10 protein-coding genes are annotated in these 18,781 nt (G+C 44.2%); 3 read left to right on the top strand and 7 right to left on the bottom strand.

What is annotated here, in order from left to right:
* Positions 1 to 111 precede the first annotated feature (111 nt).
* Positions 112 to 1,128, top strand: a complete 1,017-nt coding sequence (locus J6578_RS03995) for a sulfate ABC transporter substrate-binding protein (protein WP_239363635.1) — start codon at positions 112 to 114, stop codon at positions 1,126 to 1,128.
* Between the two features lie 96 nt (positions 1,129 to 1,224).
* Here the strand turns inward: J6578_RS03995 and cysI are convergent, their stop codons facing one another.
* Positions 1,225 to 2,994 carry an assimilatory sulfite reductase (NADPH) hemoprotein subunit gene (gene cysI / locus J6578_RS03990; protein WP_287953948.1) on the bottom strand — a complete coding sequence of 590 codons (1,770 nt, stop codon included), beginning with the start codon at positions 2,992 to 2,994 and terminating at the stop codon, positions 1,225 to 1,227.
* Positions 2,995 to 3,158: 164 nt separating this feature from the next.
* Between cysI and J6578_RS03985 the strand changes: the two genes are divergently transcribed.
* Positions 3,159 to 3,368 carry a DUF1653 domain-containing protein gene (locus J6578_RS03985; protein WP_093093403.1) on the top strand — a complete coding sequence of 70 codons (210 nt, stop codon included), beginning with the start codon at positions 3,159 to 3,161 and terminating at the stop codon, positions 3,366 to 3,368.
* A 697-nt stretch (positions 3,369 to 4,065) separates the two neighbouring features.
* Here J6578_RS03985 and mnmE read toward each other — a convergent pair.
* Both mnmE and J6578_RS03975 read right to left on the bottom strand, forming a co-directional pair.
* Positions 4,066 to 5,442, bottom strand: coding sequence for a tRNA uridine-5-carboxymethylaminomethyl(34) synthesis GTPase MnmE (gene mnmE, locus J6578_RS03980; RefSeq protein WP_239349724.1), 1,377 nt, complete (start codon positions 5,440 to 5,442; stop codon positions 4,066 to 4,068).
* Between the two features lie 75 nt (positions 5,443 to 5,517).
* Complete coding sequence (locus tag J6578_RS03975; RefSeq protein ID WP_093093408.1) at positions 5,518 to 5,844, bottom strand: FKBP-type peptidyl-prolyl cis-trans isomerase; 327 nt, start codon at positions 5,842 to 5,844, stop codon at positions 5,518 to 5,520.
* Positions 5,845 to 5,947: 103 nt separating this feature from the next.
* On the opposite strand from J6578_RS03975, the gene J6578_RS03970 reads away from it, so the two are divergent.
* Positions 5,948 to 6,883, top strand: a complete 936-nt coding sequence (locus J6578_RS03970; RefSeq protein WP_100150919.1) for a D-2-hydroxyacid dehydrogenase — start codon at positions 5,948 to 5,950, stop codon at positions 6,881 to 6,883.
* 6 nt (positions 6,884 to 6,889) lie between these two features.
* Here J6578_RS03970 and J6578_RS03965 read toward each other — a convergent pair whose 3' ends face one another.
* From J6578_RS03965 to J6578_RS03950, 4 genes are all read right to left on the bottom strand, one after another.
* Positions 6,890 to 8,077, bottom strand: a complete 1,188-nt coding sequence (locus J6578_RS03965; protein ID WP_287953947.1) for a DUF2827 domain-containing protein — start codon at positions 8,075 to 8,077, stop codon at positions 6,890 to 6,892.
* A 76-nt stretch (positions 8,078 to 8,153) separates the two neighbouring features.
* Positions 8,154 to 9,284, bottom strand: a complete 1,131-nt coding sequence (locus tag J6578_RS03960) for a DUF2827 domain-containing protein (protein ID WP_287953946.1) — start codon at positions 9,282 to 9,284, stop codon at positions 8,154 to 8,156.
* A 3-nt stretch (positions 9,285 to 9,287) separates the two neighbouring features.
* Positions 9,288 to 10,433 carry a DUF2827 domain-containing protein gene (locus tag J6578_RS03955; protein ID WP_287953945.1) on the bottom strand — a complete coding sequence of 382 codons (1,146 nt, stop codon included), beginning with the start codon at positions 10,431 to 10,433 and terminating at the stop codon, positions 9,288 to 9,290.
* A 97-nt stretch (positions 10,434 to 10,530) separates the two neighbouring features.
* A complete protein-coding gene (locus J6578_RS03950; protein WP_287953944.1) occupies positions 10,531 to 18,144 on the bottom strand; it encodes an ESPR-type extended signal peptide-containing protein in 7,614 nt (2,537 codons plus the stop codon).
* Between the last annotated feature and the right edge of the window lie 637 nt (positions 18,145 to 18,781).

Raw genomic sequence — 18,781 nt, 5'->3', positions numbered from 1 at the left:
CCAGCCAAAACAGCACCTAGTTTTTAGTTATAAAGAAACAAAAAAACAGTATTTCCATCCTCACACCAGCATTGCTACATTAAAACATTCGTCTACAAACAAAAAACTGGTATGAACATATTTCGGTACCATCGCCTGTTACTGACAATATTGGCAGGCTTAGCAGCATGTGATAGCAATCATAATAAAACAACCCTGCTCAATGCTTCTTACGATGCCACACGCGAGCTATACCAACACTACAATACAGATTTTCAGCACTACTGGTATCAGCAAACCGGACAGAAAATTCATATTCGCCAGTCCAATGGTGGTTCCGGCAAACAAGCTATTGCCGTGCAAAACGGCCTGAAAGCTGATGTTGTAACACTGGCACTGGCCGGCGACATCAATGCCCTGAATCATGGCAAAAAAGCATTACTGCAACCGAACTGGCAACAGCGTTTACCCCATAACAGCACCCCCTATACCTCTACCATCGTCTTTCTGGTGCGCAAAGGTAACCCCAAAAACATCCATGACTGGGGAGACCTGATTCAGAACAATATCCAGATCATTACCGCCAATCCAAAAACATCAGGCGGAGCGCGCTGGAATTTTCTGGCTGCATGGGCTTGGGCCAGACACCAGCCCGGCGGTAACGATACCAGTGCTCAGGCATTTTTGCGCACCCTGCTCCAGCACGTACCCATGATGGATACCGGCGCGCGTGCTGCAACCATTACCTTTACTCATCGCCAGCTAGGTGATGTATTACTGACATGGGAAAATGAAGCCAGACTGGCACTCAAACAGGCGCCAGACGAATTTGAAATCATTACCCCATCCTTGTCTATTCTGTGCGAACCTCCGGTAGCAGTAGTTGATAGCAATATGACCACCCCCAACAAGCGCAGACTGGCCAATGCCTATCTGCAACACTTATACAGCGACAGCGCACAACGACTGATTGCGCAAAGCTATTTCCGGCCGGTTAATCCCAAAATCTTGGCCGAATACCGCCATCAGTTTCCCAGTCTGCAACTGGTTAGCATTGATAAAGAATTTGGTGGGTGGACAGCAGCTCAACAACGTTTTTTCAGTGATGGCGGCATATTTGACCAGCTCTATGCCAGCCCGAAGCCATAAATTAAAAATATCAATATTAAAATGGTCTGAATCAGCCATTTAGCTATCCAGACCATTTACTTCGAACCCAGTAACACAATTCCCCAGACTAATTCCTCATACAGACACCTTGTCTGCATCCCAGAAATCAACAGCAGCATCCAGCACCGGTTTGACAATACCGACACGAATAGCAAAATCACCAAAAGCTTCAGCAGAATTACGTTCCTGTGCCCAGCGTGCAATCCACTGCTGCAAGATAACCAGCACCTCATCAACCGTAATATTCTCACGGAACAGACGAGGAATACGCGTACCGGCACGATTACCACCGACATACAGATTGTAGCGGCCGATTGCCTTACCAATCAGCCCAATTTCAGCCAGTAATGCACGGCCACAATTATTCGGACAGCCTGTAACACGCAGGATAATATGCTCCTGCGCCAGACCATATTGCGCCATTAACATATCAACCTGATCAATAAAGCCAGACAAAAAACGTTCAGATTCAGCCATCGCCAGCGGACAGGTTGGAAAAGCAACACAGGCCATACTGTTTTTGCGCTGCTCCGTAATCCCATCATCAATCAACCTGAATTTCCGCGCAACCCGTTCAATTTCATCCCTATCTTCAGGCAGAACACCAGCCACAATCACATTCTGATTGGCAGTCAGCCGGAAATCACCCTTATGAATTCTGGCCAGCTCACGCATACCTGTTTTCAGCGGCCGATCCGGATAATCAAGCAAACGCCCATTCTCAATAAACAAAGTCAGATGCCAGCAGCCATCTTCACCGTGTACCCAGCCAATGCGATCACCGCGTTCAGATAATTCATAAGCACGGCTGGCTGCGAATTTAAAGCCCTGCCGCCGCTCAACCTCCTCCTTAAATACATCTACCCCCACACGCTGCAAAGTATAACGTGTGCGCGCATTCTTACGATCACTACGGTTACCCCAGTCACGCTGCGTTGTCACCACCGCCTCAGCACAGCGCAGTACCTGCTCTGCCGGAATAAAACCAAAATCCTTGGCTGTATTAGGAAACGTACGCTGATTACCATGATCGATAGACAAACCACCACCCACCAGCACATTAAAGCCAACCAGTCGGCCGGCTTCGCCAATGGCTACAAAATTCAAATCATTGGCGTGTAAGTCCACATCATTCAGTGGCGGAATAACCAGCGCAGTTTTAAATTTGCGTGGTAAGTAAGTTTTGCCATTAATCGGTTCTACCTCATCATCACTGCCACCCTCCGACAAAGGCGCAGCCTGTTCCGAGCTGAGCACCTTTTCCCCGTCCAGCCAGATATCAGCATAAGCATGTGTCCGTGGCAATAAATGCTCAGAAATCCTGCATGCCCATTCATAAGCCTCCCGATGCAGACTGCTTTCAACCGGATTACTGGTACACAAAACATTACGGTTAATATCACCAGCCGTAGCAATCGAATCCAGCCCCAGCTGATGCAGCCACTGATGCATCGGCTTGATATCATGTTTCAGCACCCCGTGAAATTGAAAAGTCTGGCGCGTAGTCAGGCGAATACTGCCATACAGCGTATGTGCAGTAGCAAATTCATCAATTCCCAGCCACTGTTTCGGCGTAATAATTCCGCCGGGCAGGCGACAGCGCATCATCACATTTTTCAACGGCTCCAGCTTAGCAGCCTGTCGCTGCGCACGTACATCACGGTCATCCTGCTCATACATGCCATGAAAGCGAATCAGCTGGAAATCATCACCATTAAACCCACCGGTAATTCCATCATCTAAATCAGCAGCAATCTCACCATACAAATAATTACTTTCACCTTTCAGGCGCTCATTGTCAGACAATGGCGCATCAGGCATTCTGGCACGTGGGTCATTATTCATCTACAGTATTCCTTAATATGGCATCTTGTTATAATTCATTCAAAACATTGTATAATTAATCAGCAAATAGCCAAAAGAATACCGAGTTGTAATCAAAGAGATTTTAGTTATATCACCCGCAGCCATAACACATCGGCTGCATTCACCCAGCGCAGGAAACATATATGCAACGTGGCATTTACCAGCATTACAAAGGCAAGCTGTATCAGGTTATCGGAACGGCACGCCATAGCGAAACCGAAGAAGAACTGGTTATCTACCAGTGTCTGTATGGTGATTACTCAACATGGGTACGCCCCAAAAGCATGTTTATCGAAACCATAACACTCAATGGCCAGACCCTACCAAGATTTGCCCTTCTACAGCCGCTGTAGCCTGATTCGCACTCCCTGCCGGGTTTATTATCACAACCATGCCTTACCTGATTCATCTACTTTTTTTAGAGTTAAATTGATTTTATCCCTGAAAAATCGTATGCATTAATATTGGCATTTTATTCAGAATAATAACCCGCATAAAAATAAAATAGCGCCCTGAAGAAATAATCTTACTGATACTACTTCTGCCCAAAATAACCCTTACTCAATATGCCTTATCAATATGGATTCATATTATCAGCAGGCAGCATCACCAATGCTTCACCAGCAGACCTGCTACAACCAGAATATTTTATATTCTACTGATTTTGCCACTTAGCTGTTGCTCCACCATCTATTGAAAATTGCCATATTGATCATTGAAACTTGAGCACCCCCGTAAATTAGCCAGAAACTTAGTAATAGTCATTGTGTGGATAACAAATATAGTTATCCCTAAACGCCAGAAAATTTAATCAGACTGATAAATATCAACAACCTTAATCAGTATGGATTCTGAATATATAAGCGATCCACTGTAGCTGATTAAAAGTGTTGGATAGACTTTATCCTTTTTATACTTATAATTTTTTGGAACAGACTATCCGCAACAATTAATCTTTTCACTTTATCAGTAGAGCAATTATTGTATTCATATAAAAACAATAATTAGTACTACCAGCAAACAACCACCTTCCGGCAAAAGGATAAAAATTTACTTACCAATACAGAAGCGGCTGAAAATCACCCCCAGCAAATCATCGGCACTAAACTCACCAGTAATTTCATTTAATGCATTTTGTGCCAGACGCAAATGTTCTGCGAATAACTCAATCTGATTATCCTGACACATACTGGCATTCACCAGCTCCTGCTGAGCCTGTTCAAGTGCCTGAATATGCCGTGTTCGTGCCAGAAACAGCCCTTCACTTTCCCCCTGCCAGCCTACCTGCTGCAACAACGCCTGACGCAGCAACTCAAGACCAGTACCCGTTCTGGCAGACAGAGCAATCACCTGCCCGGCATCTGTAAACGCCTGTAGCACACCGGTTTCACGTGAAACACTTGCCGCAGCTTCCCCAGTTAAATCAATCTTATTATGCACCTCAATCTTGCGTAAACCAGCTGGCAACTGCGCCAAAATCGCCGCTGTAGTGGCATTAATACCTTCACGCCGGTCAACCAGTACCAGCGCCACATCTGCCTGCTGTATCGCCTGCTGACTGCGTTCAATACCAATACGTTCAACCACATCCTCAGTTTCCCGCAAACCGGCTGTATCAATAATATGTACCGGTACACCATCCAGCGTAATCTGTTCCCTTACCATATCCCGCGTCGTGCCAGCAATATCAGTAACAATTGCCACATCATCACCAGCCAGCGCATTGAGCAGACTCGACTTACCAACATTGGGTGCTCCTACCAGCACCACATTCATACCTTCACGCAACAGCGCGCCCTGTTGTGCATGCAGCAACACCTTATCCAACTGGCTGCGTAACTGATCCAGCTTGCCGCTGGCATCTGCGGCCTGCAAAAAATCAATATCTTCCTCCGGAAAATCCAAAGTTGCCTCTACCAGCATCCGCAAAGTAATCAGCTCATCTACCAGCCGGTGAATTTCCTGCGAAAAAGCCCCTTTCAGACTGCGTACCGCCATACGTGCTGCTGACTGACTAGAAGCATCAATCAAATCTGCCACACTTTCAGCTTGTGCCAGATCCAGCTTATTATTTAAAAAAGCACGTTTAGTGAATTCCCCCGGCTCAGCCAGCCGCGCACCAAGTTGCAGACAGCGTTGCAATAACATCTGTAATACCACCGGCCCGCCATGTCCCTGTAACTCAATCACATCCTCACCAGTAAAACTGGCCGGTGCAGCAAAATACAGCAGCAAACCATTATCAATAGCCGCATCCTGCTCATCAACAAAATCCGTATACATCGCCCTACGTGGTACAGGCGTTTTGCCACCACTTAATTTTTGTGCCAGAGGCAGTAGATTTTTACCGGATAAACGCACTACCCCCACACCACCGCGCCCAGGCGCAGTTGCAATTGCAACAATAGTCGGATTATTCTCCATCATCAAAACCCCAGCTCATCAAAACAGTTCAGGCAGCCTGAAACAGCTGCCTGAACAAAACCTGCACACAACTGCAAATCAATCATCAACCTGCAATAATTCCACATCAAAAATCAGCGTAGCATCAGGCGGAATCACTCCGCCAGCACCACGGCGGCCATAGGCCATATGTGGCGGAATAGTCAGCTTACGTTTACCGCCAACCTTCATCCCCTCAAAACCTTCATCCCAGCCAGCAATCACCAAACCAGCACCCAAAGTAAATGTGAACGGCTGCTGCCGGCTAACACTGGAATCAAACACCGTACCATCTTCCAGCATACCAGTATAATGTACCGTAATTTCCTTACCCTTTACAGCTTCCCGGCCACTACCTTGCTGCAAGTCTTCAATCACCAAATTCATACTCATACATCCTTGGCTAACAAATTAGCGTACACTGTAACACAGACACATAACCCATGCATGTTATTGTCTATAACAATCATTTCATTTATCAGGAGACAACATGAATACTTGCGAAATTGTTTTTCTGGATCGAGCCACCCTACCCGAATTTCCATTTAACTTTGATTTTCCCCATCACATCACCAACTACAGCCACAGCAGTCCGGATCAGGTAGCTGCCCGAATCGCTCAGGCCAATATTGTTGTATCCAACAAAGTACGTATTAATGCAGATGCCATCAACAATAGTCCACAACTGCAATTAATTGCTGTACCCGCTACCGGTCTGGATCACATTGATCAGCAGGCAGCACAACAACGTAATATAGACATCCGCAATGTCCGTGGCTACGGTAACGATACCGTTGCCGAACATGCAATGATGCTGATTCTAGCTTTAATGCGTCAGCTACCCGCCTACCAGCGCGATGTAGCGGCTGGATTATGGCAAAACAGCCCGTTTTTCTGTCATTTTGGAGCTCCTATGCGTGATCTGAATGGTAAAACACTGGGTATTTTCGGCAAAGGAGGCATCGGGCAGGCATTAGCAGAGCGTGCTCAGGCTTTCGGAATGCGTATTCTCTGGGGAGAACACAAAAATGCCGCCAACTGCCGTCATGGTTACACACCATTTACCCAGCTCATACAGGAAGCCGACGTCATATCCCTGCATTGCCCACTGAATGAACAAACCCGTAATCTGATTGATGAAGCAGAATTAAAAATGATGAAACCACAGGCCATACTGATTAATGTCGGACGTGGTGGTCTGGTAGCAGAACAGGCTTTAGTAGCCGCATTGAAGTATGGCCAGTTAGGCGGAGCAGGCGTAGATGTATTGAGCGAAGAACCACCCGTACATGGTAATCCATTACTACATGCTCAGCTACCTAATCTGATTGTTACTCCGCATATGGCATGGGGCAGCGAAGAAGCCATACAGCGTATCTGCACCATGCTGGAGGATAACATCAATACTTTTATGCGTAAAAAATAATAGCAATTAGCGTAATGGTCTGGCCACTACTTCTGCCAGCAAAGCAGAATAGCTGGCCACCAGATCAGAATTATTCGGCAGGAAGCGGGCGATCTGCTGCCGCTGATCATACATATATTGAGCTGCGTTATAGGCATGATTGCTCATCACTGCAAGCAACTGTTTGGCACCTGCCTGCACATCATTGCCAGCATAATAATAACCCAGATCTGAAATCAGCTCGGCATTGTGAATCAGAGGATAACCCTGCCAGCACACTTCCAGATAAAAATAGTTAAGCGGATTTTCCCACTGATGAGAAATCACCGCATCAGTATTGGTAGCCAGAAATGTTGGCGTATCATAACGACCCAGAAATACCGACTTGTGATTCTTCACAATATCCAGCTGATTCATCAGCGCAATGAATTCCATCGATTTTTGCGCCATCGGCAAAGTATTGCAAACCTGCAGAATACTAATGGCTTCCGGTTCACTACGATACGCCATTTCAGCAATCAGAATCGGGTACAGACAGAACTTCACCACATCAATATTCGGTTCCATTATCGACAAGCGCCAGCCCTTGCACGAATCCGGCTGCTGCCATATGCCCTCAAATGGCATGGCTGCGGTTTTCTGAAGCAGAAATACCGGACTCCATACAAACGGTACCACACGTGCCTCATGGCGACGAAATACCTCAAAATACGCCCGACTGCAATTGGCAACCTGTGGAATCATCCAGATATCATCATAACGCTGGTTAATGAACAGATTACCACCACCCATATCACGGGAAAACAAAACTGCTTCCATCATATGGATATATTCAAAACCACAGCAATAAGAAATCAGGCGTACGCCCCTGTCCTTAATGTAGGCCGTCTGCTCAGCATTAATCTGTCCACCAAGCTCAATTAACACATCAATCTGATCTTTAGCTTCAACAAAACTTTTAGTCGGCCATATCTCCAAATCCCATGGCAAACCTGATGTAATCGGCACATCAGTTGTATTTACCAGCACCACAGAGCTTACATTAGAGCAATTTTTCAGTGCATCAGCGAGAAAAACAGCATTCTGTTTTATGCCATTATTCCACAACGTTTCTTTAGGGTGGCCCAAACCAATGGTAATCCCAATACGCAAACGTGCTGGCGTAACGTCCTGACTATGGCTGGAAACTAAATTCGGAGCATTAGATAAATTCATAATTTCAATAGAAATGTTTTATTGCTGGCTGGTTTTATGTATACATTATACTAAAGAGTAAGCACAATTAGCGTATCTAGGCTTTAAACAACGACTCAAGTGCTTCAGTATAACTGCGGACGTTACATTCTGCTTCAGGATCTAGCGTAGCCAGAAAAATATTTGCCTGTTCACGGTAACTGGCAAGATTTTCATCATGCATTTTATATGCATCTGCTAATGACTGCCCACCTTCTTCACAGTCAAAATCATGATAGCGATATCCGCAATCACCAATCAAGTGTGAATTATGAATCAGCGGATAGCCACCATACAAAGCTTCATAATAAATATAATTCTGCGCATTTTCCCATTGATGGCAAACAATCGCTTCACAATAACTGGATACAACCTGCCAGATTGGATAACGACCTTCAAACGAAGTTAAGCCATGCCGAATAATATCCAAACTTTGAGCAAACAGATTGAAAGTATTCTGTTTTTTCAGATTCAACGTATTACAAGCATAAATATGCTCAATAAAATCCGGATTCAGCCGATGCGCACTTTCACAGACCAGCATAGGCATATAACTGGTTTTCACCATACACATATTAGGTTCGAATATACCAATACGCCAGCGTTTGCGACCAGGCTGATATCCAAACTGTTCGCCCTCTGGTAATTTTTCACAGGCGCGATTCAGAATAACCGGACTCCATAAATGAGGCATAATCCTTACCGGCGCACGAAATGTACTGGAGAAATATGGCATACAGGTTTTTTCGTATTCCGGTAGTGTCCAAACCTCATCATATGGCGCACCCGTAATCAGCAAAGCAGATGGTTTATCGAACAGCATACGTTCAATATCAATCACATAATCATTACCTACCCGCATACTAACAACTTTACCACCTTTGGCCTTGAAATCTATCATCCATTCCTTGGCCAGCTGGGCACTCATTTCAATCATGACATCCAGCTCATTTATGGCACTGGCCATATCAATTACCGGCACCGGTGAATCCTGCAGAAAATTCATTGCATCCTGCATATCACCATCGCCGGAGCCTGCTACCAGTACCACATTATCAACAATCGGTGATTTTTGTAATAACATCGCCAGAAACAGACAATTTTGGAAAATGCCGTTTTCCCACAGCGACTGTGCTCCTTTACGCACATAAATCGAAACACCTACACGAAGTGAAGACACAGACGACATGAATTAACCTCTTAATAATTCTGGACGATCAGCACACAGATTAGACAACAGTTGTGCATGGGCAGCGATATTAGCTTCAGCTAAAGGCGCAGTAGCTTTAAATAATGCCTGCGAGGCCTGACGCTGACTATCCAGATTTTCCTCATGGTGCTGCCAGGCCAGAGTCAGTTGTCTGCCCGCTTCAGGTGCATCAAAATCCGGATAATAATAGCCAGCATCAAACTCTTTTAACCACGGCGAATTGTGAATCAGCGGATAATCACCATACAGCGCATCCAGATACAGATAATTCTGGTCATTACACCACTGATGTGATACCACAGCATTCGCATGCTGCGCCATAAATCCAGCTATATCATGGCGGCCATAAAAACAGGCTTTGTGCTCCTTAACCAGATTCAGCGAATTAGCCAGATACAGCATAGTCAGATGTTCTTTCATATGCAGCGTATTGAGCACATGCATCATACCTATTGACTGTGGCTGTTGGCGATAAGCCTCATCACAGGCCAGCATCGGAATGGATGAAGTTTTTACAACGGAAATATTGGGCTCAAAAATGGCTACATTCAAAGGTGTTTTAACGCCATCATGCAAATTGCTGCGCCAGCCAAAATGGAAACCAAGCTCACCAATTTCCTGTTTGCGTTTGGATACAAACATCGAATCCCACAGATATGGCGTAACATGTACCGGACAGCGATACATCGTACGCAGCATAGGAATATAAGCCTTATCTTTTGGTAACAGCCATACCTCATCAGAACGGTCTACTGGCGGAAAATTGGTCGATTTTTCAAATATATTATATTCCACCAACCCTACATAAGGCTGGCCGACACAATAAAACACCACCTTTTTCCCGCGAGTCCGCTGTAAAGCCAGCCATTGTGGATTTAATGCGCCTGCCAGTTCAATAATGACATCGAAAGCATCGCCCGCCTCCTGCTCCGACATCAAACGCAAATCAAATAAATTTAAATCAACTTGTTCAGCCATACCCGGCTGCCCGCCCACATTAATCAAATCAACTGATTTAACAAATGAGATAGCCTTCAGACTTTGAGCCAAAAATATAATATTCTGACTCATGCCATTTTCCCAGATATTCTGGTTAGCATGAGTGATAACAGAAATACCGATGCGCATATTAATCCGTATTCTTAGTAATAATGCTATTACTGATAAACAAATAAGACTTCTGGACTTCACAGAAGGAAGACCAGAAGTCTACTCAGCTATTTTTTTACCACTTAAAGCCGATTACGGAGTTAATAGCTGCTTCCTTACCGGTGGTGGAAACACCTGCACCCCATGTAATTTTGCCGTCTTTACTTGCGGCCTTATAGTTTATACCAACGGCACCATAGCTACGGTATGCACCCACACCGATACCTACAGTCTGTTCGCCAGCACCTACAGATGGCAGATAAGCACCAGACAATGCCATGGCCATTGCCGTACCTGAATAGGCACGACGCTCAACATGGTGAATATTGTCATTTAACTGGTTAACATATTCATTTATTTTGCTAACCTGATTATCCACACCCTTAAGCTGAGCCACATTCACAGCATCTGTGTCCGCAGTACCTGCCGCAACTCCGGTTATCTGACGGTATTCTTCTCTCGATGCATCACCTACCGATACCGCGCCGTAGTTACGACTCTTCGTTTTACGGATTGCGTCTGCCTGCTGCTGCGTTGCCGTTACCGGAATATAACCTTCTTTTCCGGCTACCCTATCCGCTACTGATCCGGCTCCCAGTGCAACACCTCCGGCTTGTTTTACCTGTGCACCGTTGCCTAGCGCAACAGCATTGGTTTCTGACGCACGTGCATCATTACCTATCGCAATGGCTGCTGTACCACTGGCCAGTGAAGCTCCGCCTATAGCTATCGAATCATTACCCCGAGCCGCTGATGCTGCTTTTGCAGAATTAATCTTGGCATACTTCGTACCATCATTGTGTATATTATTCAGCGCCTCAGCTACACTTTTTGCTGTCTTATCGGTTCCATCAGTAGCAGAAGTACTGTAGCTTGGCGTCACAATACCACCACTTACTGAATTAGGCGTACCCAGTGCTGATGCTATTGAGTTAATACTACTGCTAATTGAAGTTGACAGGCTGATCAGAGCATCGTGTGAAATATTGCCTGTAGGTAAATTGTTTACCGTTGTAGACAGATTCTTCAGATCGTTTTCCACTTTCCACAGCTGTTTACCATTAACTGCATCGGTAGAATTTTGTGCGATATTGCCATCTGCCACATTGGTAATGCCGCGATGGCGGGCATCGTAAGCACTGCCATTCCATAGCAAGGCATTTTCTTTATTGATAAGATCACCTAAATCCTTACCTAATGAAGACAGGCTGGATGAAGTGGCGGTAGATAAGCTGGCCAGATCACTTTTCACAGTAAACAACTGTCCGCCCACTACTACTTCATGCGAACCCTCTACAATATCACCACCTTCCACATTAATAATCTTGCGATAAATGGGGGCACGAGTCAGATTATTTGGTTTTCCGGCATCAAATCCGCCTTCATCATTATTCCATTGCAGGGTGTTCTCTTTCAGATAATCAACCTCTTTACGAACTTCCTGACTTGCAGTAGACAAACTGCTCAGACTGGCACTCGTACTACTTGTCAGCTTATCCAGACCGTCTTTGGCTGTACTCAGACTAATTGACAGACTATCGTATCCGGTCGATATGGAGCTACTGATGTTGTTGATTTCGGAAATCACTGTTGTCGAAATTACTGTTGACAAACTGTTCAGGCCTGTTGAAGTAGAGCTGGACAGGCTGAAGAGCTGGCTGCCATTGATAGCATCAGTAGAATCTGCTGCCATACGGCCCGCTGCCACATTACTAATGCGCTGTGCTACACCATTATGGCTGGCATCATAGGCATTCAGAGAGCTGTTCCATTGCAAGGCATTCTGCTGTAATGAAGTCAGATTCTGATTAGTGGCGCTCAGACTGGCCGTTAAGTTGTTCAGATCGGTTGTTGTTGACAACGATAGACTGCTCAAACCAGTGCTGACACTAACCAGCCCTGCCTGAGTGACAGTCGACAGACTATCCAGACGGGTATTTGCTGCATTCAGACCAGACACAGTAGATGATGACAGACTGCTCAAACCGGTGCTGGTACTGTTCAGACCAGCCTGCGTCAGTGTTGACAGACTGTGCATCTGCGTAGCGTTAATAGCATCACTTGAAGTAGCATTAATGTCTCCAGCCGCAATACCGGTCAAATTCTGATCATTATCATCACGTCTTGCATCAAAATCACCACTTATTCTGTTTCTCTGCAATGCATTTTGCTGCAACAAGATGATATTGCTGTTAGTTGTACTCAGGCTGGTAGACAGTTTGGATACGTTACCGGTTACCGTACTGAAACCATCAGCAACGATGCTGGATAGACCTCCCAGCCGGTTGTCAGTAACAGCACTCAGATTAGTCGACAAACTGCTCAGTCCGGTTGAAGTAGAGTTGGACAGGCTGAAGAACTGGCTGCCGTTGATGGCATCAGTGGAATCCGCAGTAACATAACCAGCTGCTACATTGGTAATGCGCTGTGCACTGCCGCCATGGCTGGCATCGTAAACACCGCCATTCCATTGCAAGGCATTAGCCTGCAAAGTAGCCAGATCCTGTTTAGTGCTGCTCAGTCCGGAAGATAGGCTGCTCAGTCCGGTACTGGTGCTGGACAACCCTGTCTGAGTGACAGTCGACAGACTATCCAGACGGGTATTTACTATATTCAGACCAGATGAAGTAGACTGTGACAGACTGCTCAAACCGGTGCTGGTACTGTTCAGACCTGTCTGTGTCAGTGTTGACAGACTGTGCATCTGGGCGCCGTTAATAGCATCACTTGAATCCGCACGAATATCGCCACCAATAATACCAGTCAGTTTCTGAGCACTGCCATTGCGCGTTGCATCATAAACACCTCTTACACTGTTCCATTGCAATGCATTCTGCTGCAATGCAGCTACATTGATATCAGTTGTACTCAAGCCAACAGATAAACTGGATACATGGCTGTTTACAGTACTGAGGCTGATAGAAACCGTGCTCGACAGACTACCCACCTGATTGTTGGTAATATTACTCAGGTTAGTCGATAAACTGCTCAGTCCGGTTGAAGTAGAGTTGGACAGGCTGAAGAGCTGGCTGCCGTTGATGGCATCAGTAGAATCTGCTGCCATACGGCCTGCTTCCACATTAGTAATGCGCGCCTTATTGCCATTAGCATCGCTGGCATCATAGAAACTACTATTCCACAGTAATGCATTTTGCTTAATGGTACTCAAACTAGCATCCGTAGCAGCCAGACTAGAGTCGATAGCCATCGAGAAAGAATCCAACTTATTAGTCAGTGAATTATTAAAATTACTTGAAAAATTAGTCAGATTTGAAGCAACTGAGCTGGATAAACTACTCAATCCGCTATCCAAACTGGTAGATAGAGAGGCAACACTGGTATTGGTGCGGACTAACTGATCACCAATTACGGCATCGGTAGATTTGTCATGTACATTACCTTGGTCGACATTAGTGATTTTATTTTTGCCGCCTACCTGACCATGGCTGGCATCATAAGCGCTACCATTCCACTGCAATGCAGTCTGTTTCAGAGTCTCGATACTGGAATCAGCTTCCTGTATCTCAAGATTTATACTATTTGCCAGTTGATTGATACCAGCAGTAATAGAATTGCTCAGCTTGTTCTTTTCAGCATTAAGATGATTATTTATATCGCTAGAAAGCCCACCCAAATTTGTGTCAACTGTCGCACTCAGACGTATGATATCAGCATTAGTTTTAGATAACTGACCACCAGTCACTGCATCAGTAGAACCTGGTGCGATATTGCCAACAGCTACATTGGTAATTTTTTCCTTTCCGCCTGCTACGCCATGGCTGGCATCATAGGCTTTCAGAGAGCTATTCCATTGCAATGCATTTTGCTTTAATGTTGCTATATTGCTGTTAGGCGTTTTAAGACCGTTTTCAATAGCAGCTGCCAGTTTCCTAATTTCGCTTGCGGATACACCATTTAATTCTTGATTTACTTCCTCTATTGCTGAAGCAGTAGAAAGGGAGAATGAGTGAATCTGGGCAGCAATTATCGCATCAGTTGAGCCCGGTGCGATATTGCCAGCAGCTACATTGGTAATTCTCTGTTTTCCATCAATACCATGTTTGGCACTGTATGCTTTATCTGAGCCATTCCACTGCATTACTTCCTTCTGTAAAGCATCAATACTAGTATTAAGGCTATTTACAAGGTTTGTCCCGCTTTGCAGTGTATCGTCAGAATTCTGCTGTAACTGTAAATGCAGATCAGACAGATGACTTGCAGCTGAATCTGCTAATGTGCTCAAAGATACACTTGTAGAATAAAGTAGTGCTCCATTGACAGCATCCGTTGATGCACTATTCAAAGTAGCTTTGGCAACACCAGTTATTTTCTGGTTTTGTTCAACCCGCTGAGCATTAAAACTGTCACCGGCCAGCCGCAACATTTGTCGCTGTAAAGTGGAGATATCTTTATTAACATCACCAACCGAACTTAGGGCAGATGTTTTAAGCTCGCCTACGCGAGTATCTATTGAAGTATTCAGATCATAGTACTGGCCACCGGTTACTGCATCAGTTGATGTCAAGCTGGCAATATCACCGGCCTGAACATGAGTAATTTTCTGGTCTTCAACTTTACCATCATGATCATGTCTAGCACTGTATGCCTGAGCATTTTCATTCCATTGCAGAGCATCAGTTTGCAAAGCAGATATTTTATCGTTAACTACATTCAGGTTGGTCGATACTTGTGTCAGCTGCTGGTGAACTGACGCAGATAGTGAATTAGATAAACTGCTGAAACTACTGCTAACCGTACTGGACAGGCTGGTAATATTCGAATTAGTGGTATACAACTGCGCGCCATTAACCATATCCGTTGAATTGGGATTACTTATATCGGCCGGAGCAACACCGGTGATTTTCTGCGCCACACCATGATGAGTGGCATGAAATTTCGAATCTGCCTCATCCCGCAGTATAGTATTTTCCCGCAAATTACTAATAGCAGTAGATGTAGAAGATGACAATCCCTGCAGATTACTATTTAGCGTCTTTAATGATGAAGAAGTTGAGCTCGTTAAGTTATCCAGACTTGTGGATATTGTAGTAGATAAACTGCTAAGATCAGTACTTGCTCCAGTTGAAAGATCACCACGACCCTTGGTTATAGAAGACAATTGGGTAGAAATAGAAAAAGACAAAGTTGATAGACTGACGTTTGTTTTATATAACTGTCCGCCAGTAATCGCATCAGAAGATCCTGGGATTGCGTCACCCTCTGCTACATTGCTGATTTTTTGCAGGGGCTTATTCGTATCTGCTTCATATACTCCTTTAGTATCATTATACAAAAATGCATCACGGGTTATCTGGCTGATACCTGTTGAAACTGAAGTAGACAATGCTTTGTAATTGTCGAAACTTGCCGTCAATTGCTCTTTTGCATTTAATTCCAGATCTTTAACTGCAATCTCATTCTTAGTTAAACTGTCATTGACGTCTTGTTTCACCTTATTAACCAGCGTGTTAGTAGCACGTAATTGTTTACCAGTTACAGCATCAGTAGAATCTATGCTGCCAATATTGCCATCGTCCACACCGGTTATTTTCTTTTCGTCGCTGGAAACGAATGCTTCTTTATTATCCCATGCCAGTATTGTTTGCTGCAACTTGCTGATGCCATTATTACTTGAGGCTAATTTATTTATTCCTTCATTTATGGCGTCCACTGAGTTACTAACGGATGACTCCAATTTATCCGCGTCTATATTGAGGATATTAAGACCATTATGTATTGTGGATGACAAACTACTCAAGACAGAATTTGTTGTATACAACTGCCCGCCATTAACCATATCGGTAGAATCAGCAGAAAGCTGCGCAGGAGCAGCCACATTGATTATTTTATGCTGATCTCTGTTGTCGGAAGAACCAACATTATAAGCACCATCTGTATACAGCAATGCAACCTGTTTTAATGAATCAATATCTGTAGCAGAAGAAGTTTCCAAGTCAGAGATATTTGTGCTTATCTTTCCTAATTTTTCATTGGTATCTGATGAAGTAGAATTTATTATGCGATCAATTTCAGTTATGTTATCAAATACTGAAGAGGAAACACTTTCAATAGCAGTATTAATTGGAGGCAGAGCAGCCTCAAGGCTTGTAGACAAGCTACTCACACTGCCTGAAACAGAAGAAGACAGATTCTTTAACTGGGCAACATTGATGGCATCGGTATCCTGTGTACCGGCTGCAACATCTGTTATCTGACGTGTAATATCTCGTTCCGAGTTTCCTACTGTTACAGCACCAGAGGTACTTTTCCATACTGGTGTGCCTGCGTCCGAATCAGTATCAGGGTTATAGCCAGCTGTATTTTCAGTTCTATCTGCAAGCGAGCCGTTACCCAGAGCAACCGCACCATTAGCCGTGGCTTTGGCTTGATTTCCCACCGCAATTGCGCCAATACCATTGACAGTGGTATTGTTACCCAGCGCCAGAGTATCATTTGCGCTGACATTGACATTATTACCAATTACTATTGTGCTACTACCGTTAGCGTCTGCAGCAACATCCACTGCATTGTTGTTACCTATAATATGTGCATTAACAATAGCATGATTAATGTGATTATTATTTCCGAATATAGTGGTATTGGCAGCTGTAATATCAGAATTAGTATCAGCACCAGAATTACTGTTACCCAAAGACAGGGTATAGTTTCCTGTAATACGGGTATAATCTGATGCCCCAGCAGCTTGCAGACCGTCAGCAGAATTGAACTTGGTCGCTGCCCCCGAGTTGCCCACAGCGATTGACCCCTCTCCCGAAACCGCATTACCGGAGCCAATACTGATACTTTCCTTTGCAGCAGCCACATTGCTATTACCGATGGCTACAGCGGAGTTCCCATCAGCCTGTGATTGCACCCCAACTGCTACAGCTCCATCTACAGCTGCATTTGACTGCAAGCCAAGAGCAACGCTGCCCACTCCATCAGCATTAGCTACAGAACCTAAGGCAACAGCAGATACACCTGTAGCCTGTGATGACACACCGATAGCATTGGAAGCACGTCCACTAGCCAGTGCAGCTACACCAAACGCCTGAGCACCGCCGGCTATGCTTGTGGCATTAGCACCGAAAGCGAGACTATGATTACCCGTAGCGTAAGAACCACAGCCATAAACAAATGAATTAACACCATATGCCCTTCCATTGCCTTCATTCGCTCCACCAGTAGTATTGTTTGACTGATAACCTGAATTGCCAGAGGTAATACCAATTGCCGACCAAATTTCTACTTTAGTGGTTTCACCGTATGGAGTATAGGTTTTGTTGCCTATAACAGAGGCGTAATTTTGTGCAAACCGTTTATATTCTTCCAGAGCTGAAAGACCAAAAAGACTACTACTACGACCTGCAACAATGTCATGACCACAAACATTATCATCTCCCTGCAGAATAACTGCATTGACACTGACCTGTCCAGCGTTACCCCATATGTTATAACCATTCACATTCAACCGATCTGCAGCATAAGCATTTGGAATAGCCAAAGACATGTTTACTAACGACGTAATCACGCCTACTTTAAAGGTATTCAAGCTGATTTTACCTACCAGCGATCGTACTGAGGTCTGGGCAGAAACTGTATTTGCTTTGGTTTTACTTTTAGCCAATTCGGAAGCAGCCACCCAAGTCTGAGTGGTCTCATTCCATATCGCACGATATATTTTATTCAATTGGTTTACTCCTAATTTTTTAAAATCATGCGTTTATCAAAAATATCCGGATAACTTAAAAATTCGTTAAATTTTAAGGTAAATTATTAAGTAATATAACATAAATATTTGTATAATTGTAGTTAACTGAGTACGGCTGTTTAACTGGCTCAACGGCCACTTAATCTGGCCTAAAATAAATTTTTTTTATAAACAAAATATTATATATATTTTAGAATTAGAACCAGTATTTACATCACTAATGTATCATCTGCTTATCCGGAATTAGATGTATTATAAAAGCGACAATATGCTAAATAACTTAGCTTATGTCTATTATCATTAGCATTAACAGTGAATTAAGTAAACAGGATATTGTTAATATATTCACAGTAGTTCAAGCAGACCGTTTTATCTGCCTGTTCGGGCAATAGTGGATTAATACATATTAAATCTATAGTAATGTACAGCCGCACTGCCAATTAGAATGGACGCTATAAAACTATGCGCTCAAATGTCTGGTTAAAGTTGAAAGCCATTGGAAATAAATTAAGACGGCTAATTAAGTGCTATAACACCATTTGTCCGGACAAAATGTAATATACACCAAACCTCAGCCTTTACTTAATACTGAGATAAAGTAATTGGGCAGAAAATA

This window comes from Snodgrassella sp. (assembly GCF_024103505.1).
GTDB classification, from domain to species: Bacteria; Pseudomonadota; Gammaproteobacteria; order Burkholderiales; family Neisseriaceae; genus Snodgrassella; species Snodgrassella communis.
This window is presented reverse-complemented; position numbering and strand designations above follow the sequence as displayed.